Source organism: Streptomyces sp. NPDC088733 (assembly GCF_044751185.1).
In the GTDB taxonomy this organism is placed as follows: domain Bacteria; phylum Actinomycetota; class Actinomycetes; order Streptomycetales; family Streptomycetaceae; genus Actinacidiphila.
This window is the reverse complement of sequence record NZ_JBIVLH010000003.1, coordinates 448,794-472,276: the sequence shown is the minus strand read 5'-3', so window position 1 is coordinate 472,276 and position 23,483 is coordinate 448,794. Positions and strand designations below refer to the sequence as shown.

Below are 23,483 nucleotides of genomic sequence, written 5' to 3'. Positions count from 1 at the left end.
GGCCTACTCCACGGTGACGGACTTCGCCAGGTTGCGCGGCTTGTCGATGTCCCGGCCCAGCGCCAGCGCCGAGTGGTACGCCAGCAGTTGCAGCGGGATGCCCATCAGCACCGGGTCGAGCTCCGGCTCGTTGCGCGGGACGACGATGGTGTGGTCGGCCTTCGCCTCCACCTGGTGCGCCACCGCGAGGATGCGGCCGCTGCGCGCCTTGATCTCCTCCAGCGTCGCCCGGTTCTTGTCCACCAGCTCGTCGTCCGGGACGATCGCCACGGTCGGCACCGACGGCTCGATGAGCGCCAGCGGGCCGTGCTTGAGCTCGGACGCCGGGTAGGCCTCCGCATGGACGTAGGAGACCTCCTTGAGCTTCAGCGAGGCCTCACGGGCGACCGGGTAGCCGCGCACGCGGCCGACGAACATCATGCTCTTGGCGTCCGCGTACTCCGCCGCCAGCCTTTTGATCTCGTCCTCGCCGGCCAGGACCTCGGCGATCTGGCCCGGCAGCTTCCGCAGGCCCTCGATGATCCGCCGGCCGTCGGCGACCGACAGGTCGCGGATCCGGCCGAGGTGCAGCGCGAGCAGCGCGAAGGCCACGGCGGTGTTGGTGAAGCACTTGGTGGACACCACGCACACCTCGGGGCCCGCGTGCACGTACATGCCGCCGTCGGTCTCCCGGGCGATGGCGCTGCCGACCACGTTGACCACGCCCAGGACGCGCGCGCCCTTGCGCTTGAGCTCCTGGACGGCCGCGAGGGTGTCGTACGTCTCGCCGGACTGGCTGACGGCGATGTAGAGCGTGTCCGGGTCCACCACCGGGTTGCGGTAGCGGAACTCCGAGGCCGGCTCGGCGTCCGCCGGGATGCGGGCCAGTTCCTCGATCATCTGGGCGCCGATCTGGCCCGCGTGGAACGCCGAGCCGCAGCCGAGGATCTTCACCCGGCGCACCGCGCGCGCCTCGCGGGCGTCGAGGTTCAGCCCGCCCAGGTGGACGGTGGAGAAGCGGTCGTCGATCCGGCCGCGCAGCACGCGGTCCACCGCGTCCGGCTGCTCGGCGATCTCCTTGTGCATGTACGTGTCGTGGCCGCCGAGGTCGTAGTTCTCGGCCTCCCACTCGATGGTGGTCGGCTCGGGCGACGTGCGGCTGCCGGCCGTGGTGTACGTGCGGTAGTCGCCGGCCTTCAAGGTGGCCATCTCGCCGTCGTCCAGGGTGACGACCTGGCGGGTGTGGCGGACCAGGGCGGCGACGTCGGAGGCGACCAGCATCTCGTGCTCGCCGATGCCGAGCACGACCGGGGAGCCGTTGCGGGCGACCACGATGCGGTCCGGGAAGTCGGCGTGCAGGACGGCGATGCCGTAGGTGCCCTCGATGCGCGACAGGGCCTGCTGGACCCGCTCCTCCAGCGTCTCCGCGTCGGAGCGCGCGATGAGGTGGGCCAGCACCTCGGTGTCGGTCTCGGAGGCGAAGACCACGCCGTCGGCGGTCAGCTTGGCCCGCAGTTCGGCGGCGTTGTCGACGATGCCGTTGTGGACGACCGCGATTTTGCCCTCGGTGTCCAGATGGGGGTGGGCGTTCTCGTCGCTGGGGGCGCCGTGGGTGGCCCAGCGGGTGTGGGCGATGCCCGTGGTGCCCGCGAAGCGCTTGGGGACGCGGGCCTCCAGCTCACGGACCCGGCCCTTGGCCTTGACGGCCTTCAGGCCGCCGGACTTGCCCGTGATGACGATGCCCGCCGAGTCGTACCCGCGGTACTCCAGCCTCTGCAGGCCCTCCAGCAGCAGCGGCGCGACATCGCGCCTGCCGATGTATCCGACGATTCCGCACATGGTGGTTGTCCCTCCCGATCGTGGTGCGGCCCGAACGCCGTGGGGTGCGGCGGGCCGGCCCCGGACGCGAGGCGCCCGCGGACCGTGCGTCAGCCGTAGACGATGCGGCGCAGCTGCCGCAGCGAGAACTCCGGCGGGGCCACCGCGCGGTGCGGCAGCTCGGCGGTGATCCGTTCGAAGATCTCCGCGTTCTGCAGCCCCTTGGACTGCAGCTCGCGGTGACGCCGCCGTACGAAGTCCTCGGCCGTCTCGTCGAAGTACGCCAGGACGTCGAGGACCACCCGGGCGGCCTCGCCGCGGCTCAGCGGCGTGGTCCGCACCAGGTGGTCCACCAGGTCGTCATGCGGCGTCCGGCGTTCGAGCACCGCTCGATACTGAGGGACGGGCGGGAGGGTTTGCAAGAATCCTGCCCGATATCGGGCAGGGGGCGGTGGAAACTACGCCGGAAGGCCGAGCTCGCGCGCGATCAGGATGCGCTGCACTTCGCTCGTGCCCTCCCCGATCTCCAGGATCTTGGAGTCCCGCCACATACGGGCCACCGGGTACTCGTTCATGAAGCCGTAGCCGCCGTGGATCTGCGTGGCCTCCCGGGCATTGGTGACCGCGCTCTCGGAGGAGTAGAGCTTGGCCATCGCCGCCTCCTTCTTGACCGGCTCACCGGCCACCAGCCGGGATGCCGCGTCCCGCCAGGCGAGCCGGGCGGTGTGGGCGCGCATCTCCATGTCGGCGATCTTGAACTGGATCGCCTGGTTGGTGCCGATCGGGCGGCCGAAGGCGACCCGCTCCCTGGCGTACGCCAGCGACTCGTCCACACAGCCCTGCGCCAGGCCGGTCGCCAGCGCCGAGATCGCGATCCGGCCCTCGTCCAGGGTGCGCAGGAACTGCGCGTAGCCCCGGCCCCGCTCGCCCAGCAGGTTGGCGGCGGGCACCCGGCAGTCGGCGAAGGACAGCTCACGGGTGTCCGAGGCGTTCCAGCCGACCTTGCTGTACTTCTTGGACACCGTGAAGCCGGGCGTACCGGACGGCACGATGATCGAGGAGATCTCCGGGCGGCCGTCCTCGGCGCGCCCGGTGACGGCGGTGACCGTGACCAGGGCGGTGATGTCCGTGCCCGAGTTGGTGATGAAGCACTTGGTGCCGTTGATCACCCACTCGCCGGTCGCCTCGTCCAGCCGCGCGGTGGTGCGCGTGCCGCCCGCGTCCGAGCCGCACTCCGGCTCCGTCAGGCCGAAGGCACCCAGCTGCTCGCCCGCGGTCAGGCGGGGCAGCCACTCCCGCTTCTGCTCCTCGGTGCCGTAGCGGAAGACCGGCATCGCGCCGAGGGAGACCCCCGCCTCCAGGGTGATCGCCACCGAGGAGTCCACCCGGGCCAGTTCCTCCAGGGCCAGGCAGAGGGCGAAGTAGTCGCCGCCCATGCCGCCGTACTCCTCGGGGAAGGGCAGCCCGAACAGGCCCATGCGGCCCATCTCGCGGACGATCTCGTAGGGGAACTCGTCCTGCTCGTAGAACTCGCCGATCTTCGGCGCTACGACGTCGTGCGCGAACTCCTCGACCGTGCGGCGGAGTTCCTCGTACTCGGCGGGGAGCCGGTGGGCGGTCGTCATGGCAGTGATCACTCCTGGTGGGAGAGGGCGCGGACGGTACGGGACGGGCTGGGTCGGCCCAGGTGCCCGGCCATCCACACGCTGGTGGCGGTGAGACGGCCGATGTCGACCCCGGTCTCGACGCCGAGGCCGTCGAGCATCCAGACCAGGTCTTCGGTGGCGAGGTTGCCGGTGGCGCTCTTGGCGTACGGGCAGCCGCCGAGACCTCCGGCGGAGGCGTCGACGACACCGACGCCGTGCCGGAGGGCGGCCAGGGTGTTGGACAGCGCCTGGCCGTACGTGTCGTGGAAGTGCACGGCGAGCCGGTCGACCGGCACACCGAGACCGGCCAGGGCGTCCAGCAGGGCCACCACATGGCCGGGGGTCGCCACACCGATGGTGTCGCCGAGGCTCAGCTCGTCGCACCCCAGCTCGTACAGGCGGCGGGCGACGGAGGCGGCCTGGGCCACCGGCACCGCGCCCTCCCAGGGGTCGCCGAAGCACATCGACAGATAGCCGCGGACCCGGGCGCCGGCCTCGCGGGCGCGGGCGACCACCGGCGCGAACATCGCCAGGGACTCCTCCACCGTGCGGTTGAGGTTCGCCTTGGCGAAGGACTCCGTGGCGCTGCCGAAGACGGCGACCTCGCGCACGCCGAGGGCCAGCGCACGTTCCAGACCGTGGTCGTTGGGCACCAGGACCGGCAGCCGCACCCCCTCGCCGAGGTCGTCCAGCAGCGGCATCAGCTGCTCGGCGTCCGCCAGTTGGGGCACCCACTTGGGGTGCACGAAACTCGTCGCCTCGATGGTCGTCAGTCCGGCGCCGGCCAGGCGGTGCACGAACTCCGCCTTCACCTCGGTCGGCACGGTCGCCTTCTCGTTCTGCAGGCCGTCGCGCGCGCCCACCTCGTGGATGCGCACCCGGCGCGGGAGCCCGTCCAGGGGCACCGACATGGGCAGTCCGAGACGTTCGTCCCCGGCCGTCACTTCGCCTCCTCCTCACGCGGGTCCTGATGCGGCGTGACAACGGCGAGCACCTGGTCCATGGCGACCGTGCTGCCCGGGCTCACGTCGATCTCGGTGACCGTGCCGTCGTGCGGGGCGGTGATGACGTGCTCCATCTTCATCGCCTCGACCACCAGCAGGCTCTGGCCCGCGGTGACCTCGTCGCCCTTGCCGACCTTGACCACGGTCACCGTGCCGGGCATGGGCGCGGCGAGGGTGTCCACCCCGCCGGCGCCCGCGCCGCCGCGCAGTGCCGCCTCGACCGGGTCGTACGCCTGGACGTGCCAGCCGTCGCCGTCCCGGCCGAGCCACTCGCCGGCGTGGTCGAAGGCATGGGTGACGCCGTCCCACTCCACCGTGACCCGCGGGCCGGCCCCGGCGACCAGCCGGGCCCGCACCGCGGGGCCGTCACCGACGCGCACCGTGGCGTCCCCCGCCCGGCCGCGCAAGCGCACCGCGACCGGCTCCCGCCCCGGGACGCGCAGCCAGTGCGGCGTCCACGCGGGCTCGCCGCCCAGCCGCCAGCCGCCCGGCACCGAGAAGGGGTCGGTCCACACCGAGGGCGGGCCCGCGGGCTCCAGGGCGGCGTGCCGCAGCAGCGCCGCCGCCGCGTAGACCTCCTCGGGCACCTCGGACGGTACGAGCCCGGCCAGTTCGCGGTCGATCAGCCCGGTGTCCAGCTCGCCGGAGACGACCTCGGGGTGCGCCAGCAGGCGCCGCAGGAAGCCGGTGTTGGTCTCCAGGCCCAGCACGCTCGTGCCGGCCAGCGCCGCCCGCAGCCGGCGCAGCGCGGTGGCGCGGTCCGGGCCGTGCGCGACGACCTTGGCCAGCATCGGGTCGTAGGACGTGCCGATCTCGCTGCCCTCGGTCAGGCCGGAGTCGACCCGGACGCCCTCGCCCGCGGGCTCCCGCAGCGCCAGCACCGTGCCGGCCGAGGGAAGGAAGCCCCGGGAGGGGACCTCCGCGCAGATCCGAGCCTCGACGGCGTGGCCGTCCAGGGCGATGTCCTCCTGGGCGAGAGGCAGCCGTTCGCCGGCCGCGATCCGCACCTGCCACTCCACCAGGTCCAGCCCGGTGACGAGTTCGGTGACCGGGTGCTCGACCTGGAGCCGGGTGTTCATCTCCATGAAGCAGTACGCGGCCGGGTCGGCGCCGGGGACGATGAACTCCACCGTGCCCGCGCCGACGTAGCCGCAGGACAGCGCCGCCTGCACGGCGGCGGCGCCCATGGCGGCGCGGGTCTCCTCGTCCAGCAGGACGGAGGGCGCCTCCTCGATCACCTTCTGGTGGCGGCGCTGCAGTGAGCACTCGCGCTCGCCGAGGTGCACGACATGCCCGTGGCCGTCGGCGAGCACCTGGATCTCGATGTGCCGGGGGCGGTCGATCCACCGCTCCACCAGCAGTGTGTCGTCACCGAAGGAGCCCCGCGCCTCGCGCCGGGCGGCCGCGATCTCCTCGCCGAGCAGCGCCTGGTCGCGCACCAGGCGCATGCCCTTGCCGCCGCCGCCCGCCGACGGCTTGAGCAGCACAGGGGTGCCGATCTCCAGCGCGGCGGCGGTCAGTTGCTCGTCGGTGAGGCCGCTGCCGCTGCTGCCGGGCACCACGGGCACCCCGGCCGCCTGGACGGTCTCCTTGGCGCGGATCTTGTCGCCCATCAGCTCGATGGCGCGGGCGGGCGGGCCGATGAAGACGAGCCCGGCGTCCTCGCAGGCGCGGGCGAAGGCGGCGTTCTCGGCGAGGAAGCCGTAACCGGGGTGGACGGCCTGGGCGCCGCTGCGGGCGGCCGCCTCCAGCAGCCGCTCGGCGGACAGGTAGCTCTCGGCGGCGGACGCCGGGCCGATGCGCACGGCGGTGTCGGCCTCGCGCACATGGCGGGCGTCGGCGTCCGCGTCGCTGAAGACGGCGACCGAGCGCACCCCGAGCCGCCGCAGGGTGCGGATCACCCGGACCGCGATCTCGCCGCGGTTGGCGACCAGGACGGTGTCGAACATCTGCGGAGTCACGGTCGTCCCCCTACATCCGGAAGACGCCGTAGCCGGGCGCCTCGGGATCGCGTTGCGGAATGGGCGCGTTGGCGCAGGCGGTGAGGGCGAGCCCGAGCACCTGGCGGGTCTGGAGCGGGTCGATGACGCCGTCGTCCCACAGCCGGGCCGTCGCGTAGTACGCGTTGCCCTGCTCCTCGTACTGCGCGCGGATCGGGGACTTGAAGCCCTCCTCGTCCTCCGCCGCCCAGGTGTCGCCGGCCGCCTCGATCTGGTCGCGCTTGACCGTGGCCAGCACGGAGGCCGCCTGCTCGCCCCCCATGACGGAGATCTTGGCGTTGGGCCACATCCACAGGAAGCGCGGCGAATAGGCGCGCCCGCACATCGAGTAGTTGCCCGCGCCGTAGGAGCCGCCGATGACGACGGTCAGCTTGGGCACCCGGGTCGTGGCGACCGCGGTCACCATCTTGGCGCCGTGTTTCGCGATGCCGCCCGCCTCGTACTGACGGCCCACCATGAAGCCGGAGATGTTCTGGAGGAAGAGCAGCGGGATCCCGCGCTGGTCGCACAGCTCGATGAAGTGCGCGCCCTTCTGGGCGGACTCGGAGAACAGGATGCCGTTGTTGGCGACGATGCCGACCGGGTGGCCGTGGATGCGGGCGAAGCCGGTCACCAAGGTGGTGCCGTACTCGGCCTTGAACTCCGAGAAGCGGCTGCCGTCGGTGATACGGGCGATCACCTCGCGGACGTCGTACGGGGTGCGCGGGTCGACCGGGACCGCGCCGTAGAGCCCCTCGGGGTCGACGGCGGGCTCCTCCACGGGCGCGACCGTCCAGGGCAGCGCGCCGCGGGCCGGCAGGGTCGCCACGATGTTCCGCACGATGCGCAGGGCGTGGGCGTCGTCCTCGGCCAGGTGGTCGGTGACACCGGAGACACGGGAGTGGACCTCGCCGCCGCCCAGCTCCTCCGCGGTCACGACCTCGCCGGTGGCGGCCTTCACCAGCGGCGGGCCGCCCAGGAAGATCGTGCCCTGGCCGCGCACGATGACCGCCTCGTCGCTCATCGCGGGCACATAGGCACCGCCGGCCGTGCACGAGCCGAGCACGGCGGCGATCTGCGGGATGCCGCGCGCCGACATGGTGGCCTGGTTGAAGAAGATCCGGCCGAAGTGGTCGCGGTCGGGGAAGACCTCGTCCTGGCGCGGCAGGAAGGCGCCGCCGGAGTCCACGAGGTAGAGGCAGGGCAGCCGGTTGTCGAGGGCGATCTCCTGCGCGCGCAGGTGCTTCTTGACCGTCATCGGGTAGTAGGTGCCGCCCTTGACCGTGGCGTCGTTGGCGACGATCACGACCTCGCGCCCGGAGACCCGGCCGATCCCGGCGACGACGCCGGCGGCCGGGGCCTGCCCGTCGTACATCCCGTCGGCGGCCAGCGGCGCCAGTTCGAGGAAGGGCGATCCGGGGTCGAGCAGTCCGTCCACGCGGTCACGGGGGAGCAGTTTGCCGCGCGCGGTGTGCCGGGCGCGGGCTCGCTCGCCGCCGCCGAGGGCGGCCGCGGCGAGCTTCTCGCGCAGCTGCGCGGACAGCTCCTCGTGTGCCTTGGCGTTGGCGTGAAAGGCCTCGCCCGCCGGATCCGCGGCGCTGGCGAGGACGGGTGCTTCCATGTCGCGGGCCCCCGGGTGTTAGCGGTCGTTAACTGTGATGCCCCCTACGTTAGCGGTCGTTAACACGGCTGTCTAGAATATGAGGACCACGAGATCGCGGGGGCGGCCGGACGCCGGACGCCGCCCGGAAAGGTGCGGTGTGGAGCCCACGAGGACGGCCGCGAGGGCGGCAAGCGGCAGACGCGACCAGATCCTTCAGGAGGCCGCGCGGCTCTTCGCCGAACGCGGGTTCCACGGCGTCGGTGTGGACGAGATAGGGGCGGCCTGCGGCATCAGCGGCCCGGGCCTGTACCGGCACTTCGCGGGCAAGGACGCGATGCTGGCCGAGCTGCTCGTCGGCATCAGCGGCCGGCTGCACGCGGCGGGCCGGATGCGCGTCGCCGAGGCGGGCGACCCCGCCGCCGCGCTGGACGCGCTGGTCCAGGGCCACATCGACTTCGCCCTGGACGACCGGGCGCTGATCATCCTGCACGACCGGGAGCTGGACCGGCTGCGCGAGTCCGACCGCAAGCTGGTCCGCCAGTTGCAGCGCCAGTACGTCGAGCAGTGGGTCACGGTCGTCCGGCAGGTCCACCCGGGGGCCGCCGAGGCCGAGGCGCGGGCGGCCGTGCACGCGGTCTTCGGCCTGCTCAACTCCACGCCGCACCTCGGTCCGCACGGCGGGCTGCCCGGGCGTGCGGCGACCGCCGTGCTGCTGCGCCGGCTGGCCCTGGGCGCCTTTGCCGCTCTGGACAGTCCGCGCGACCGGGAAGTAACTTACTGAGCGCTTGCTTATTTCGCTCGGTCTGCAGAGGAGGCGCCACGTGCGTCGCACGGTGTTCAACGAGGACCACGAGGCGTTCCGGGAGACCGTCCGGGACTTCATCGCCCGCGAGGTCGTGCCGGTCTACCCCCAGTGGGAGGAGTCCGGCTACCCGCCCCGTGAGTTCTACAACCGCCTCGGCGAACTGGGCATCTTCGGCATCGAGGTGCCGGAGGAGTACGGCGGCGCCGGCGTCACCGGCTGGAAGTTCAGCGCCGTGGTGACCGAGGAGTGCGCCCGCGCCGGCGTCAGCTTCGGCAGCAGCGGCGTGCACACCGGCCTGGTGCTCCCGTACCTCCTCGAGTTCGCCAACGAGGAGCAGAAGAAGCGCTGGCTGCCCGACTTCATCAGCGGCGACATGATGACGGCCATCGCCATGACCGAGCCCGGCACCGGCTCCGACCTGGCCGGCATGACCACCAACGCCAAGCTCTCCGCGGACGGCACCCACTACGTCCTCAACGGCGCCAAGACCTTCATCACCGGCGGCGTCGTCGCCGACCGCGTGCTCGTGGTCTGCCGCACCGCGCCCGCCACCGCGGAGGACCGCCGCGGCGGCCTGTCGATCCTCGTCGTCGACACCAAGAGCGAGGGGTACGCGGTCGGCCGCAAGCTGGAGAAGATCGGCCTGCGCACCTCCGACACCGCGGAGCTGTCCTTCAGCGACGTCAAGGTGCCCGTCGAGGACCTGCTCGGCGAGGAGGGCAAGGCCTTCTCCTACCTGGCCCACAACCTGCCGGTCGAGCGCCTCGCGATCGCGGTGGGCTCCTACGCGCAGGCCGACGCGGCGGTCCGCTTCGCCGGCCAGTACGTGCGCGACCGCAAGGTGTTCGGCAAGGCCGTCGCCGAGTTCCAGAACACCAAGTTCGTGCTCGCCGAGTGCGCCTCGGACGTGGACGCCATGCAGGCCGTCGTCGACCGCGCGCTGGAAGCCCACGAGCAGGGCGACTTCAACGCCGCCGACGCCGCCCGTGCCAAGCTGTTCTGCACCGAGACGGCGGCCAGGGTCATCGACCGCTGCCTCCAGCTGCACGGCGGCTACGGCTACATGCTGGAGTACCCGATCGCCCGCCTGTACGCGGACAACCGCGTGCACCGCATCTACGGCGGCACCAGCGAGGTCATGAAGTCGATCATCGCCAAGTCGATGGGCCTGTGACCGAGCGGTCCGCCGCCCGGCCCGAGAGAGCACTGTGACCAACGCGAGCCTGCTGTCCCTGCTCGATCTGCTCGACCTGGAGCGGATCGAGCAGGACATCTTCCGCGGCGCCAGCCGCTCGGCCGTCGTGCCCCGCGTCTTCGGCGGCCAGGTCGCCGCCCAGGCGCTGGTGGCGGCCGGGCGGACCGTGCCCGAGGGGCGCGACGCCCATTCCCTGCACGCGTACTTCCTGCGCATGGGCGACCCCGGCGCCCCGATCGTCTACCAGGTCGACCGGATCCGCGACGGCCGCTCCTTCACCACCCGGCGGGTGGTGGCGGTGCAGCACGGGCAGCCGATCTTCCACCTCTCGGCGTCCTTCCAGACGTACGAGGAGGGGCTCGAGCACCAGGAGCCGATGCCGGCCGCCCCGGACCCGGAGTCCCTGCCCACCGGCGAGGAACTGCTGCGGCCGCACGCGGGCCTCTTCCCCGACCCCACGGTCGTGGACCGCCTCCTGGAGGCGCGGGCCGCCGTCGACCTGCGGTACGTGGACGAGCCGCCGTTCCTCGCCCACGAGCGCGGCCCGCGCGAGGCCCGCTCCCAGGTGTGGTTCCGCACCAACGGCAAGCTCGCCGACGACCCCCTGCTCCACGTCTGCCTGGCCACCTATGTGTCGGACATGACGCTGCTGGACTCCGTCCTCCTCGCGCACGGACGCGGCGGCTGGGCGCTCGGCGACGTGGTGGGCGCGAGCCTGGACCACGCCATGTGGTTCCACCGGCCGTTCCGTGCGGACGAGTGGCTGCTGTACGACCAGCAGAGCCCGTCCGCCTCCGGCGGCCGCGGGCTCGGCACCGCCCGCATCTACACCCAGGACGGGCGGCTGGCCGTCTCCGTCATCCAGGAGGGCCTGGTCCGGGTCCCGCGCACGTCCTGACCGCTCCGCCCCGCACCAGGGGGACCCGCGGTCACGCCGGGCGGTTCAGGCCCGCGGCGTCCAGCAGGAAGGCGGTCATCGGGTCGTAGAAGCGCGGGTCGGTGACGTGGTCGTCGAGGGGGACGGTGACGGACACCGTGCCCTCGGCCTCGGCCAGGAAGAGCGCCGGGTCGTTGCAGTCGGCGAAGCCGATCGCGGTGATGCCGCGCTGTCCCGCGCATCCGGCCCAGCCGTGGTCGGCGACGACCAGGTCGGGCAGCGGCAGGTCCTGCGCCTCCAGCGCGTCCAGGACCGCCGCCATGGGGGCGGGGGAGTGCGTGTGCCACAAGGTGGCGCCGCGCTCCAGCATCGTCACGTCGCAGAACTGGAAGACCCCGCCCTCCTCCGTGGACAGGCCGCCGGGGACGGACATGACCTCGCAGCCCGCCGCGCGCAGGGCGGCGGCCAGGGTGCGGTGGACGTCCAGGAGGCCGCCGGGGTGGCCGGTGGCGAACAGCACCCGCTGTCCGTCCTCCACGGCCTTGCAGAGCACGCGGGCGGCCCGCTCCAGAGCGCTGATCGTGAGCTCGGGGTCGATTGTGTCCTGGCCGACGCGGTACCCGGGGTCGGCCACGACGCCGCAGCGCTCGGCCATCACCGCGAGCACCGCCTCCTCGTCCGTCCACCGGTCCGCGAGTTCCAGGCCGAGCCAGTAGTGGCGGTCGCCCTCGGCGAGCCGGGCGTAGTGGGAGCGGTTGTTCTCGCGGGGAGTGGCGACGTCGCCCGCTATGCGCGTGGCGACGAGGTGGTCGGCGAGTTCCTGACGGGAGGGCACGGTGACATGGGGCAGCATGCCCCCATTCTCCCGTGCCGCCGAAGGTCCGTGCGGCCGGGACGGGATCGACGCCGAGGCGTGATCTCCTGCCGGGGCGTCAGGAAGCCGGGCGGTCCGGCCGCGCCCGGCTCCCGCTCACAGCCAGCGCAGCGCGAACCACAGCTCCATGCGCACGTCCGGGTCGTCCGGATCCACGTCCAGCGCGGCGGCGGCGCGGGCGATCCGCTGCCGCACGGTGTTGCGGTGCACGCCGAGCGCGAGGGCGGTGCGGTCCCAGCTGCCGTGCAGCCCGATCCAGGTGCGCAGGGTCTCCACCAGCGCGGGGGAGCCGGCGACGGGAGCCAGCACCTGGTGCGCCCGCGCCCTGGCGTCGTCGGGCGCGACCAGGTCCGCCATGCCGCCGTGCCCGCCCCGGTGCCGCACCAGCGCGTCGCGGCCCGCGACGGCCCGGCGCGCCGCTCCCGCCGCCTGGCGGTCCCCGTCGGCCAGCGCGGCGGCGGGCACCGGCGCGCTCACCCCGAGCGTCCAGCCGGGCTGGGCCGCGACCTCCCGGTCCGCGGGGAGCAGCAGGCGCACCGCCTCGTCCCCCGCCTCCAGCAACGCCGTGCCCAGGGCGGCGCCGAGTGCGGCGGCGGCCCGCGGGTCGGCCGGGGCGCCGCGGCGCAGGGCGTGCACGACGAGCCATGGCCCGTCCGGCCCCAGCAGGGGGGCGACCTCCTCGGGGGCCGCGCCGAGCAGCAGCCGCACCAGTGCGGCCGACCGCGCGGCCTCCGCCGTCCCCAGGTGCGGCCCGGTGAGCAGGGAGAGCAGGACGGCCGCCACATTGGCCACCGCGTGGTCGGCCGGGTCGGGGTGCGCGGAGGCGAGGACGAGCGCGGGCCGCCCCTCTGTGCCGCCGCCCGCCAGGGCGTACGCGGACAGCCGTGTCCCGTCGTGGGCGTCGGTGGCGGAGGACGGCGGACGGGCGGCGTCCGCGGGCCCGGCGTCGCCGACCACGCGGGCCAGCCGGTGCGCCGCCGCGCGGACTCCGGCGTCCGGCGCGGTCCCGGCCGCGTACACCTCCGAACCGTCCGGTCCGACGAGCGCCGCCCAGGCGCCGAGGCGCCCGGCCAGCCGGCGCAGCACGGCCGGGACGGGGTCGGGGCGGGCGGCCGCCGCGGCGAGCGCCTGCTGCGCCTCGGTCACGTGCCGCAGCTCACGGGTCCGCGCCTCGCCCATGGCCTGCCAGACGGCGCGGGCCACGGCCGTGAACGGCGTCCGCGGCGGCACCTCCAGCAGCGGCAGCCCGTGGCGGTCGCAGGCCTCGGCCAGCGCCGCCGGGATCCGGTCGTGCACCGGGGCGAGGCCGAAGCCCAGCGCCGCGGCGCCCGCCTCCACCGTGCGCGCCACGTACCGGTCCAGGTAGGGCCCGGCGTCCACCGCAGCGGTGAGGTGCACGCCGGCGGTGAGCACCAGCTCGCCGCCGAGGAGATAGGGGACGGGGTCCTGCATCTCGCTGGCGTGCACCCACTGGACCCGTACGTCCGCCTCCGCCGCCCGCGGTCCGGCCACCTGCCGCAGCCCGAGGTCGGGCAGGGCCAGCAGCACCGACAGCGGGATCTGCGGGGCGGGCGGCGCGAGGTCCTGGCGCGGGGACGACATGTGCGTTTCCTTCATTGGGGCCAGGGTGAATGGAGGAAACGTACACTTCAGGACACCTTGGTAGCCACTTAATGTCGCCGGAGTGGACCGCGGCCGTACCGGCGGCATGCGGCAGGCTCTCGTCCGAGGCCGTGGGCGGAGCCACCACGAACGCATCACGTGCACGAAAAGGCAGGCACCCATGAGCAGCAGCGCACCGCGCGGCCCCGTCGACTCCTCCCGTGTCCCGCGCTACGCCGGACCCGCCACCTTCGCGCGGCTGCCGCGCCTGGACGAGGTCGGCGCCGCCGACGTCGCCGTGGTCGGCGTGCCCTTCGACGCGGGGGTCTCCTACCGCCCGGGCGCCCGCTTCGGCGGCAACGCGATCCGCGAGGCCTCGCGCCTCCTGCGGCCCTACAACCCGGCGCAGGACGCCTCGCCCTTCACGCTCGCCCAGGTCGCGGACGCCGGCGACATCGCGGCGAACCCGTTCGACATCAACGAGGCCGTCGAGACGATCCAGGCCGCCGCCGACGACCTGCTCGGCACCGGCGCCCGGCTGATGACCCTCGGCGGCGACCACACCATCTCCCTGCCGCTGCTGCGCGCCATGGCGCGGCGGCACGGGCCGGTCGCGCTGCTCCACTTCGACGCCCACCTCGACACCTGGGACACCTACTTCGGCGCCGAGTACACCCACGGCACGCCGTTCCGCCGGGCCGTGGAGGAGGGCATCCTCGACACCTCGGCGCTGTCCCACGTCGGCACGCGCGGACCGCTCTACGGCAAGAAGGACCTCACCGACGACGAGAAGATGGGCTTCGGCATCGTCACCTCCGCCGACGTCTACCGGCGCGGCGCCGACGAGGTCGCCCAGCAGCTGCGCGAGCGCATCGGCGGGCGCCCGCTGTACATCTCCGTCGACATCGACGTCCTCGACCCTGCCCACGCCCCCGGCACCGGCACCCCCGAGGCAGGCGGCATCACCTCCCGCGAGCTGCTGGAGATCCTGCGCGGTCTGGCGTCCTGCAACCTGGTCTCCGCCGACGTCGTGGAGGTCGCCCCCGCGTACGACCACGCCGAGATCACCAGCGTCGCGGCCTCCCACACCGCGTACGAACTCACCACGATCATGACCCGGCAGATCGCGGCGAGCCGCGCCTGACCCGGCCGAAGGGCCGCGTACTGCGCGGGCGGGGGCCGGATCACCCCGCCGTGTTCCGCGCGCCCGCCCCGTCCCCGGTCGGCGGCCACTCGTCGGCGAGCACGGCCCACACCTCGTAGTCGTGGCGCACCCCGCGGTAGGGGGAGTGCTGCCGCAGCACTCCCTCCCGCGTCATGCCGAGCCGCCGGGCGGTGGCGATGCTGCGCTCGTTGCCCGCGGCGGCCCACCATTCGGCGCGGTGCAGGCCGCGCTCGCCGAACGCCCAGTCCAGGAGCACCCGCACGGCCCGGGTGACCAGGCCCCGGCCCTGGCCGGCCGCCTCCAGCCAGCAGCCGACCTCGCACCGGCCCGCGGCGGCGTCGAAGGACACGAACATCACGCCGCCCACCAGGGTGCCGTCCAGCCAGATGCCGTAGATGCGGTTGCCGTCCTGGGCCTGGCCGTCGGCGTAGCGCTGGAGGACCGCCCGCGCGGAGTCCGCGTCGGTGCTGCGTGTCGCCCACGGGATCCAGGGGTCGACGTTCTCCCGGGCCCGGTCGATGTGGGCGAGGAACTCCTCGGTCCGCCACGGCTCCAGGGGGCGGAGCACGGCGTCGTCGGTGAGCGGGATCGCGAACATGGGCGGCGGCCTTTCCGGCGTACGTAACGAGCGTTCGGTAGGTAAGCTACACCCGTGCCGCCAGCCCGTGGAGACCATGAAGCCCGTCGCCAGGACGTCTCGGAGGCGGTGTGGCAGGTGCTCGCCGCCAAGGGCTTCGCCGGGCTCACGCTCCGTGCCGTCGCCGCCGAGATGGGCGCGTCCACCGGCCTGCTGATGCACTACTTCCCGACCAAGCGGGCCCTGGTGGCGCACGCCCTCGGCATCCTGGAGCAGCGCACCGCCGAACGCCCCCGGCGCGAGCGCCCCTCCCCGGGCCTGGCCTCCCTGCGCGCGGTCCTGATCGACATCCTCCCGCTCGCCCCGGACGCCGCCGACCGCAACCGCATCTGGGTCGCCTCCTGGGACGTCGCCCTGTCCGACGACGGCCTCGGCCGCGACCAGGCGGAGCGCTACGCACGCATGCGGGACGGGCTGCGCACCCACCTCGACGAGGCCGTCGCGCTGGGGGAACTGCCCCCGCACGCCGATCCCGGCGGGCTCGCGGCGACGGCCGTGGCCTTCGTGCACGGCCTGGTCGTGCAGGCGCTGTTCGACCCGGCGGCCCTTCCGCCCGCCCGGCAGACCGCCCTCGTCGACGACTTCCTCGCGGGGCTGCGCGCCCCCCGGACGGGGTCCGCGGACCCGACCGCTGTCGGACCCGCGTCGTAGCGTTGTTTCGGGAGGATGAAATCCGCACATCGGGGCGTTGTGATCCTCTGGCGGAGAAGAACCGACGAGAGGACCGTGGTGGCGGCAAGGGACGGCGGGCAGAAGAGCGGTACGGCCGGGCCGGGATGGTTGCGCCGGCTGACGGGTTACACCTGGCGGTACCGGCGGAACGTCCTGCTCGCACTCGGCTCGTCGCTCGGCGGCATGGCGGTGATGGCCCTGGTGCCGCTCGTGCCGAAGATCATCATCGATGACGTGATCGTCAAGCACGACAAGCCGCTCGCGCCCTGGGCGGCCGTGCTCATAGCCGCCGCCGTCGTGGTGTACGTGCTGACCTTCGTACGGCGCTTCTACGGCGGCCGGCTCGCGCTCGACGTGCAGCACGACATGCGCACGGAGATGTTCCACTCGCTCACCCGGCTCGACGGCGTGCGCCAGGACGAGCTCAACACCGGCCAGGTCGTCGGCCGGGCCACCAGTGACCTCCAGCTCATCCAGGGCCTGCTCTTCATGGCCCCGATGATGATCGGCAACGTCCTGCTGTTCCTGCTCTCGCTCGTCGTCATGCTGGTGCTCTCACCCCTGCTGACGGTGATCGCGCTGGCCGTCGCGCCCGCCCTGTGGTTCCTGGCCGACCGCAGCCGGCGGACCCTGTTCCCCGCCACCTGGTACGCCCAGGGGCAGGCGGCGGCGGTCGCCGGCATCGTCGACGGCTCGGTCACGGGCGTCCGCGTGGTCAAGGGCTTCGGCCAGGAGCAGCAGGAGATGTCCAAGATGCGCGCCGTCAGCGAGCGGCTGTTCGCCGGCCGGCTGCGCACGGTCCGACTCACCGCGCGCTACAGCCCGGCGCTCCAGGCCGTTCCCTCCCTCGGCCAGGTCGGCATGCTCGCGCTCGGCGGCTGGATGGCGGTACGCGGCCAGATCACGCTCGGCACCTTCGTCGCCTTCTCCACCTACCTCGCGCAACTCACCGGCCCGGTGCGGATGCTCACCGTGATGCTGACCGTCGGCCAGCAGGCCCGGGCCGGCGTCGAGCGCGTCACCGAACTCATCGACACCCGGCCCAGCCTGCGCGAGGGTTCGCGGGAACTGCCCCGCGAGGCCGCGGCCACCGTCGAGTTCGACCACGTGAGCTTCGGCTACGACCCGGCACGCCCGGTGCTGGACGACTTCTCCCTCGGCGTCGCCCCCGGCGAGACCGTGGCGGTCGTCGGCGCCTCCGGCAGCGGCAAGTCCACCGTCTCGCTGCTGCTGCCGCGCTTCTACGACGTCACGGGCGGCGCGGTGCGCGTCGGCGGCGAGGACGTGCGCGAGCTGACCTTCGACTCGCTGCGCGACGCGATAGGACTCGTGCCCGAGGACAGCTTCCTGTTCTCCGACACCGTGCGCGCCAACATCGCCTACGGCCACCCCGACGCCACCGACGAGCAGGTCCTCGCCGCGACCCGGCACGCCCAGGCCCACGAGTTCATCTCGGCCCTGCCGCAGGGCTACGACACCGTGGTCGGCGAACAGGGCCTGACCCTCTCCGGCGGCCAGCGCCAGCGTGTGGCGCTCGCCCGCGCGATCCTCACCGACCCCCGGCTGCTCGTGCTGGACGACGCGACCTCCGCCGTCGACGCCCGCGTCGAGGCCGAGATCCACGACGCCCTGCGCCAGGTCATGGCAGGCCGCACCACCCTGCTGATCGCGCACCGCCGCTCCACCCTCGCGCTCGCCGACCGCATCGCCGTCCTGGAGGCCGGCCGGCTGGTCGACATCGGCACCCACGAGGAACTGCAGGACCGCTGCGCGCTGTACCGGCGGCTGCTGACCGACCCCGACGAACTCGGCGCCGACGTGGTCACCCACGACCCGGCCGGCGAGATCGCCGCCGCGCCCCCGTGGCCCGGAGAGGGCGCGATCACCGGTCTGCTCGACCGCCCCGCCGCCCCGGCCGCGCCCCCGGCCGGCGGCGTCACCCCGGAGCTGTGGCCCGAGGATCGCCGCCACCGCGACGAGACCCCCGACCGCAGGGGTGCGGCTCCCGCGGCGGCGGCCGCCCGGGGCGGCCCCGGCAGCATGGCCTCGGCCATGGCCGGCATGCCCGCCACACCCGAACTCCTCGCCCAGGTCGCGGCGCTGCCGCCGGCCGATGACGTCCCGGACGTCGACGAGAAGGCCGCCGCGGACGTCGACAAGGACTTCGGCCTGCGCAGCATGCTGCGCGGCTTCCGCGGGCCGCTGCTCTTCAGCCTGCTGCTGGTCGCCGTGGACGCGCTCGCCGGACTGCTGCTGCCGGTCCTCATCCGGCACGGCATCGACTCCGGCGTCCGGCTGGCCGCGCTCGGCGCGGTCTGGGCCGCCTCGCTGCTCGGCCTCGCCGTCGTCGCCGCGCAGTGGGCCGCCCAGTGGGGATCCACCCGCCTCACCGGCCGGACCGGCGAGCGCGTGCTCTACACGCTCCGCGTGAAGATCTTCGCGCACCTGCACCGGCTCGGGCTCGACTACTACGAGCGCGAGCTGAGCGGCCGGATCATGACGCGGATGACCACGGACGTCGACGCCCTGTCGACGTTCCTGCAGACCGGGCTGGTCACCGCCCTGGTCAGCCTGCTCACCTTCCTCGGCATCCTGGTGGCGCTCCTCGTGATCGACGTGGAGCTGGCCCTGATCGTCTTCGCCACGCTGCCTGTGCTGCTGGTGGCCACGTGGGTGTTCCGCCGCAGGTCGGTCAAGGCGTACGAACTGGCCCGCGAGCGCGTCAGCGTCGTCAACGCCGACCTCCAGGAGCACGTCGCCGGGCTCCGCGTCGTCCAGGCCTTCCGCGGCGAGCGCGGCGGGGCGAAGCGGTTCGCCGGCCGCAGCGACGCCTACCGCCAGGCGCGGGTGCGCGGGCAGTGGCTGATCTCCGTCTACTTCCCCTTCGTGCAGCTGCTGTCCAGCGTGGCCGCGGCCCTGGTGCTGATCGTGGGCGCGCACCGGATCGGTGCGGGCACCCTCACCGCCGGCGCCCTGGTGGCGTACCTGCTCTACATCGACCTGTTCTTCTCCCCCGTGCAGCAGCTCTCCCAGGTCTTCGACGGCTACCAGCAGGCCTCGGTGTCCCTCGGCCGCATCCGTGAACTGCTGCGCACCCCGACGACGACCCCGGCCGCCGAGGCACCGCGCGAGGTGGGCCGGCTGAGCGGGGAGATCACCTTCCGCGACGTGCACTTCCGCTATGCGAAGGACGCCGCCGAGGCGCTGGCCGGCATCGAGCTGCGGATACCCGCCGGGCAGACCGTCGCCTTCGTCGGCGAGACCGGGGCGGGCAAGTCCACCCTGGTCAAGATGGTTGCCCGGTTCTACGACCCCACCTCAGGCGCGGTCCTCGTCGACGGCCAGGACCTCCGCGAACTCGACCTGACCGGCTACCGTCAGCGGCTCGGCGTCGTCCCGCAGGAGGCGTACCTCTTCGAGGGCACCGTCCGCGACGCCATCGCGTACGGGCGGATGGACGCCACCGACGCGGAGGTGGAGGCCGCCGCGCGCGCCGTCGGAGCCCACGAGATGATCGCCACGCTCGACGGCGGCTATCTGCACACCGTCGCCGAACGCGGCCGGAACCTCTCGGCCGGACAGCGTCAGCTCATAGCCCTGGCCCGCGCCGAACTGGTCGACCCGGACGTCCTGTTGCTCGACGAGGCGACCGCCGCCCTGGACCTGGCCACCGAGGCCCTGGTCAACCAGGCCGCCGACCGGCTCGCGGTGCGCCGCACCACCTTGGTGGTGGCGCACCGGCTGACGACCGCGGCCCGCGCGGACCGGGTCGTCGTCATGGACCACGGCCGCGTCGTCGAGGACGGCACGCACGAGCAACTGCTCGCCGCCGACGGCCGGTACGCCGCGCTGTGGCGCACCTTCGTCGGCGAGGACGAGAACAGCGAGGCCGCGGCCTGACCCCCGTGCGGGCGGTCCGCGCCGACCGGTGCGGGCCGCCCGCGGGCCACGGTCCGGGCGCGCGTCAGAGCCGGCGGGCGCACCCCACGCCGTCGGGCCCGCCGCCCACCCGGACGTAGAGCACCGTGTCCTTCGGGCAGGCGGCGCGGCTGCCGGCGAGGCGGGTGACCTGGTACTGCGGCTTGTGCGTGGCGGAACCGTCGCAGGTGGTCTCCTTCACCTCGCCCTGCCGCGAGGTGTACACGCAGTCGCCCGCGATGGTCTGCGGTCCCCCGCCCTCGCCCGGGTCGCCCGGGTGAGGGGCCATGAGGTTGCGCATGCAGGCATAGCCCTGCGGCTGGGCGGCGCTGACGGTCAGCAGGAAGTCGGTGGTCGCCGGGCAGCGGTCGCCCGGCCGCGCGGCGTTCTTCGTCGAGGGCGACGGCGAGGCGGGCAGCAGCCCGTACAGCCGGGCGACCACCCGGGCCAGGGCGGCCGGGTCGTCGCAGGCGATCTCGCGGTAGGAGCCGACCGGGTCGCTGGTCGCGCACTCGTCCTGGGCGAGGAAGACCCCGTCCTGCGTGGTCGGCGTCAGGCTCGGTCCGGCGGCGCTGCTGCCGGTCCCGCCCGGGCCCGGTGTGCAGGACGCCAGCAGAACGGCGAGCAGCCAGGCCCCGCCGAGCAGTTGACCCGAGATCGTCTGAATACGCACGGCGGCCCCCCACCACTTCCCCCGGGCGACGGTGCCCCTTTTGGGGAGGATAAGGGGTCGGGACCGGTTCCGGGAGGGGCCGCCGTGCGCGCTCCCTGTCAGTACCCCAGACCCCACCCGACGGGATACAGGTCCCGTGCCGGGTCGTCCGCGCGGACCACCGCCACCGGCAGCTTCCCGCTCGGCCGCACCCGGCCCGCCAGCACCCGGGCCGCCGCGCGCAGGGACACGTCGGTCCACCCGTAGGTGGCCAGTGCCGCCGCCGTCCCGTCCAGCCGCGCGACGTCGTACGGGTTGCGGATCGCGATCTGCACCACCGGCACACCGGTGGCGGCCAGCGCCCGTACCAGGGCGATCTGGCGGTCCGCGGCGGAGCCGACGTTGTACGTGGCCACGACCACCGCGTCGGTGCCGCGCGCGGCGGCCACCGCCCGGTCGATCGCCGCCTGGTCGGGCGCGATCCCGGTGGACACCGCCTCGGCGTGGTGCCCGAGCGCGGTGAGCGCGGCCGCCAGCACGGCGGTCGGCGGCCCGCCGGTGCCCGAGGGCGCCGCCGGATCGGCTCCGGCCACCAGCAGCCGGCGCCGGGCGGCCAGCGGCAGCACACCGTTGTTGGCCAGCAGCGTGACGGTGCCGTCGGTGATCCGGTCGGCGGCGGCGAGGTGGGCGCGGGTGCCGACGGCCTTGTCCACGCCGCGGTGGGTGACGTACGGGTCGTCCAGCAGGCCCCGGCGGGCCTTGAGGGTCAGGATGCGCTCCAGCGACCGCTCGATGCGCTCCTCGGTCAGCTCGCCGGAGCGCACCGCGGCCAGCACGCCCTGCCAGGCGGTCTCCAGCAGCGGCGGGTTGAGCAGTTGGTCGACGCCCGCCTTGAGGGCGAGGACGGGGACGCGGTCGTCCCCGTACTTCTGGCGCACACCTTCCATGCCGAGGGCGTCGGTGACGACCACGCCGTCGTAGCCCAGCTCCTCGCGGAGGATGCCGGTCAGGATCGGCCGGGACAGGGTGGCCGGGTCGCCGGAGTCGTCGAGGGCGGGCACCAGGATGTGCGCGGTCATGATCGAGTCGATGCCGGCGGCGACGGCGGCCCGGAACGGCGGTGCGTCCAGGCGCCGCCACTCCTCCAGGGAGTGCGTGATGACCGGCAGTTCGAAGTGGCTGTCGGTGCCGGTGTCGCCGTGTCCGGGGAAGTGCTTGGCGGTGGCGACGACCCCGGCGCCCTGATAGCCGGCCACCTGGGCGGCCACGAGCGCGGCGACGGCCTTGGGGTCGGCACCGAAGGACCGTACGCCGATGACCGGGTTGGCGGGGTTGACGTTGACGTCGGCGACCGGCGCGTAGTCCTGGTTGATGCCCATGGCCGCCAGTTCGGCGCCCGCGACGGAGGCGGCGGTGCGCGCGTCGCGCACGCTCCCGGCGGCGCCGAGCGCCATCCCGCCGGGGAAGAGCGTGGCGGGCGAGCCGACGCGCGTGACCGCGCCGTGCTCCTGGTCGGTGGAGATCAGCACCGGGACGCGCGAGGCGCGCTGGATGCCGTTGGACAGGTCGGCGATCTGGTGCGGGTCACGGGTGTTGTGGGCCCACGCGAAGTAGATGATGCCGCCGACGTGGTACTTGGCGATGAGCTCGGCGGCACTGGAGACGCCGATCTCGGCCTGGTTGGCGGCCGCGTCGGCGGGGTCGGGTGCGGTGGCCGAGTGGCCGTACACCCGCATCACGAAGAGCTGGCCGATCTTCTCCTCGATGCTCATCCGGTCGATGATCGCGCGGACGCGTCTGCGGTCGTTCGCCGCGGCCGCGCCCGCGGTGCCCGGGACGCCGAGGGCGAGGGCGGTGGAGGCGGCCGCGGCGGTGCCGAGGAGGGCACGGCGGGACGGACGGGGAGGGCTGTGCATGACGGACTCCTTCCGGCAGGAGGAGGCGGGACACACCGAAGGTGACCCTGAAAGAAACCTTCAAGCAGACACGCTTAGCCGGAAAGTTATTGTCAGTCAATGAGGCGTGCGCGTTCCGGCACCAACGAGGACGGCACGGCCAGGACCGCCGTCCAGCGCTGTGCCTGGATGCAGCGGATCGTCTCGTCCCCGGTCGTGACGGCAGAGAGCTCCTGACGGCTGATCATCAGCCAGGCGCCGGTCGGCCGGCAGCCCGTCAGCACAAACGCGAAGCGCCGCTCGCCCGGCCGGGACGGATGGCCCGCCAGTTGCTTGCGCACGGTCCTGGCGTCCTTGGGGGAGAGCGTGGCGAGGAAGGCGTCGAGCTGCCGGCCCGAGGTCACCTCGGCGTTCCGCGCGGCGGGCGCGGGCTCACCGCCGTCCAGCCGGCCGAAGGCCACCGTCCGGCCCGGTCCGGCCGGGTCGGGCTGCGGGCTGGGCTCCTGGGCGAACCGCGGATGCGCGGGCATCCGGTCGCGGGGCACCTCGAAGACGGTGACGACCTGGTGGGCCGCGAAGCACTCCGGCGGTGGAGGCGGCTGGTCGAGCCCGAGCACCAGCCGGTCGCCGCTGCGGAACAGCTGCGCGTCCGTGGCGGCGCTGCACCCGGTCGTGCGGTTCCAGGCGACCAGCACATAGCGCGAGAAGTCCGTGGCGGCGGCCCGCTTGCCGATCTCCGCGCCCACCGCGGGGTCCGACGCGGCGAACCACCCCGGGAACCGGCCCGCGTCGCGTTCGTCGTTCAGCACCGTGTGGAGCGACGGGGCCCGGACGGACGACGAGAAGTACACCCGGTGCGAGGCGATCCCGCCCTGGCGCGGCGCCGAGGGGGCGACCGGGACCGACGGGGAGGCGGAAGTGGAGGTGGAGGCCGGGGGCTTGGGATCCGAGGTCGGCGTGACGACGGCGGACGACGCGGGGCCGCCACCGGCGCTCTCGGAGGGGGGCGCACCGGTGGCGGACTGCTGCCGGCCGCAGGCGGCGGAGAGGGTTGTCAGCGACGCAGCCAGCAGCGTGACCGACACCGCTTTGCGGAGACTCACCAGCAGCACGTGAGTTGGACGGGACGCGGCCCGGAACGGTTCCCTGCGTGTGGAGGACA

The 23,483-nt window shown here is 73.7% G+C and carries 18 protein-coding genes; 6 read left to right on the top strand and 12 right to left on the bottom strand.

Features of this window, described 5'->3' with window-relative positions; all coding sequences use genetic code 11:
• Positions 1–3: 3 nt before the first annotated feature.
• The 6 genes from glmS to ACIP64_RS08155 all read right to left on the bottom strand — a co-directional run bounded on the left by glmS (position 4) and on the right by ACIP64_RS08155 (position 8,047).
• Positions 4–1,818, bottom strand: a complete 1,815-nt coding sequence (gene glmS / locus ACIP64_RS08180; RefSeq protein WP_401582994.1) for a glutamine--fructose-6-phosphate transaminase (isomerizing) — start codon at positions 1,816–1,818, stop codon at positions 4–6.
• An 89-nt stretch (positions 1,819–1,907) separates the two neighbouring features.
• On the bottom strand, positions 1,908–2,183 hold the full coding sequence (locus ACIP64_RS08175) for a hypothetical protein (protein ID WP_360905948.1): 276 nt from the start codon (positions 2,181–2,183) through the stop codon (positions 1,908–1,910).
• 72 nt (positions 2,184–2,255) lie between these two features.
• On the bottom strand, positions 2,256–3,422 hold the full coding sequence (locus ACIP64_RS08170; RefSeq protein WP_401582992.1) for an acyl-CoA dehydrogenase family protein: 1,167 nt from the start codon (positions 3,420–3,422) through the stop codon (positions 2,256–2,258).
• A gap of 8 nt (positions 3,423–3,430) precedes the next feature.
• The gene (locus ACIP64_RS08165) at positions 3,431–4,354 is read right to left on the bottom strand and encodes a hydroxymethylglutaryl-CoA lyase (RefSeq protein WP_401583218.1); all 924 of its coding nucleotides are present in this window, start codon (positions 4,352–4,354) and stop codon (positions 3,431–3,433) included.
• A 29-nt stretch (positions 4,355–4,383) separates the two neighbouring features.
• Positions 4,384–6,396: an acetyl/propionyl/methylcrotonyl-CoA carboxylase subunit alpha gene (locus ACIP64_RS08160; protein ID WP_401583216.1), complete on the bottom strand. Its 2,013-nt coding sequence runs from the start codon at positions 6,394–6,396 to the stop codon at positions 4,384–4,386.
• Between the two features lie 22 nt (positions 6,397–6,418).
• Positions 6,419–8,047 (bottom strand): carboxyl transferase domain-containing protein, encoded by a 1,629-nt coding sequence (locus ACIP64_RS08155; protein ID WP_401582991.1) that lies wholly within the window; start codon positions 8,045–8,047, stop codon positions 6,419–6,421.
• Between the two features lie 139 nt (positions 8,048–8,186).
• On the opposite strand from ACIP64_RS08155, the gene ACIP64_RS08150 reads away from it, so the two are divergent.
• Genes ACIP64_RS08150 through tesB form a run of 3 tightly spaced genes read left to right on the top strand, consistent with a single transcriptional unit; the run spans position 8,187 to position 10,927 of the window.
• A complete protein-coding gene (locus tag ACIP64_RS08150; protein ID WP_401582989.1) occupies positions 8,187–8,810 on the top strand; it encodes a TetR/AcrR family transcriptional regulator in 624 nt (207 codons plus the stop codon).
• Between the two features lie 40 nt (positions 8,811–8,850).
• Complete coding sequence (locus ACIP64_RS08145) at positions 8,851–10,008, top strand: acyl-CoA dehydrogenase family protein (RefSeq protein ID WP_360905944.1); 1,158 nt, start codon at positions 8,851–8,853, stop codon at positions 10,006–10,008.
• A 34-nt stretch (positions 10,009–10,042) separates the two neighbouring features.
• Positions 10,043–10,927 carry an acyl-CoA thioesterase II gene (gene tesB / locus ACIP64_RS08140; RefSeq protein WP_401582987.1) on the top strand — a complete coding sequence of 295 codons (885 nt, stop codon included), beginning with the start codon at positions 10,043–10,045 and terminating at the stop codon, positions 10,925–10,927.
• A gap of 31 nt (positions 10,928–10,958) precedes the next feature.
• Here tesB and ACIP64_RS08135 read toward each other — a convergent pair whose 3' ends face one another.
• Together ACIP64_RS08135 and ACIP64_RS08130 are read right to left on the bottom strand one after the other, a co-directional pair.
• Positions 10,959–11,759 (bottom strand): phosphatase, encoded by an 801-nt coding sequence (locus tag ACIP64_RS08135; protein WP_360905942.1) that lies wholly within the window; start codon positions 11,757–11,759, stop codon positions 10,959–10,961.
• Positions 11,760–11,876: 117 nt separating this feature from the next.
• Positions 11,877–13,382 (bottom strand): PucR family transcriptional regulator ligand-binding domain-containing protein, encoded by a 1,506-nt coding sequence (locus ACIP64_RS08130; protein ID WP_401582984.1) that lies wholly within the window; start codon positions 13,380–13,382, stop codon positions 11,877–11,879.
• 181 nt (positions 13,383–13,563) lie between these two features.
• Between ACIP64_RS08130 and speB the strand changes: the two genes are divergently transcribed.
• Positions 13,564–14,526 carry an agmatinase gene (gene speB / locus ACIP64_RS08125; RefSeq protein ID WP_401582982.1) on the top strand — a complete coding sequence of 321 codons (963 nt, stop codon included), beginning with the start codon at positions 13,564–13,566 and terminating at the stop codon, positions 14,524–14,526.
• 40 nt (positions 14,527–14,566) lie between these two features.
• Here the strand turns inward: speB and ACIP64_RS08120 are convergent, their stop codons facing one another.
• Positions 14,567–15,145: a GNAT family N-acetyltransferase gene (locus ACIP64_RS08120; RefSeq protein ID WP_401582980.1), complete on the bottom strand. Its 579-nt coding sequence runs from the start codon at positions 15,143–15,145 to the stop codon at positions 14,567–14,569.
• A 54-nt stretch (positions 15,146–15,199) separates the two neighbouring features.
• Here ACIP64_RS08120 and ACIP64_RS08115 point away from each other — a divergent pair, with 54 nt between their 5' ends.
• Entirely contained in the window at positions 15,200–15,835 is a 636-nt protein-coding gene (locus ACIP64_RS08115) for a TetR/AcrR family transcriptional regulator (protein ID WP_401582978.1), read from the top strand.
• A 75-nt stretch (positions 15,836–15,910) separates the two neighbouring features.
• The gene (locus ACIP64_RS08110) at positions 15,911–19,756 is read left to right on the top strand and encodes an ABC transporter ATP-binding protein (protein WP_401582976.1); all 3,846 of its coding nucleotides are present in this window, start codon (positions 15,911–15,913) and stop codon (positions 19,754–19,756) included.
• A gap of 64 nt (positions 19,757–19,820) precedes the next feature.
• On the opposite strand, the gene ACIP64_RS08105 is transcribed toward ACIP64_RS08110, so the two are convergent.
• The 3 genes from ACIP64_RS08105 to ACIP64_RS08095 form a co-directional block, all read right to left on the bottom strand.
• The gene (locus tag ACIP64_RS08105; protein WP_401582974.1) at positions 19,821–20,447 is read right to left on the bottom strand and encodes a hypothetical protein; all 627 of its coding nucleotides are present in this window, start codon (positions 20,445–20,447) and stop codon (positions 19,821–19,823) included.
• Between the two features lie 98 nt (positions 20,448–20,545).
• Positions 20,546–22,342, bottom strand: coding sequence for a glycoside hydrolase family 3 protein (locus tag ACIP64_RS08100; protein ID WP_401582972.1), 1,797 nt, complete (start codon positions 22,340–22,342; stop codon positions 20,546–20,548).
• A gap of 92 nt (positions 22,343–22,434) precedes the next feature.
• Positions 22,435–23,424 carry a hypothetical protein gene (locus tag ACIP64_RS08095; protein ID WP_401582970.1) on the bottom strand — a complete coding sequence of 330 codons (990 nt, stop codon included), beginning with the start codon at positions 23,422–23,424 and terminating at the stop codon, positions 22,435–22,437.
• Positions 23,425–23,483: the final 59 nt, after the last annotated feature.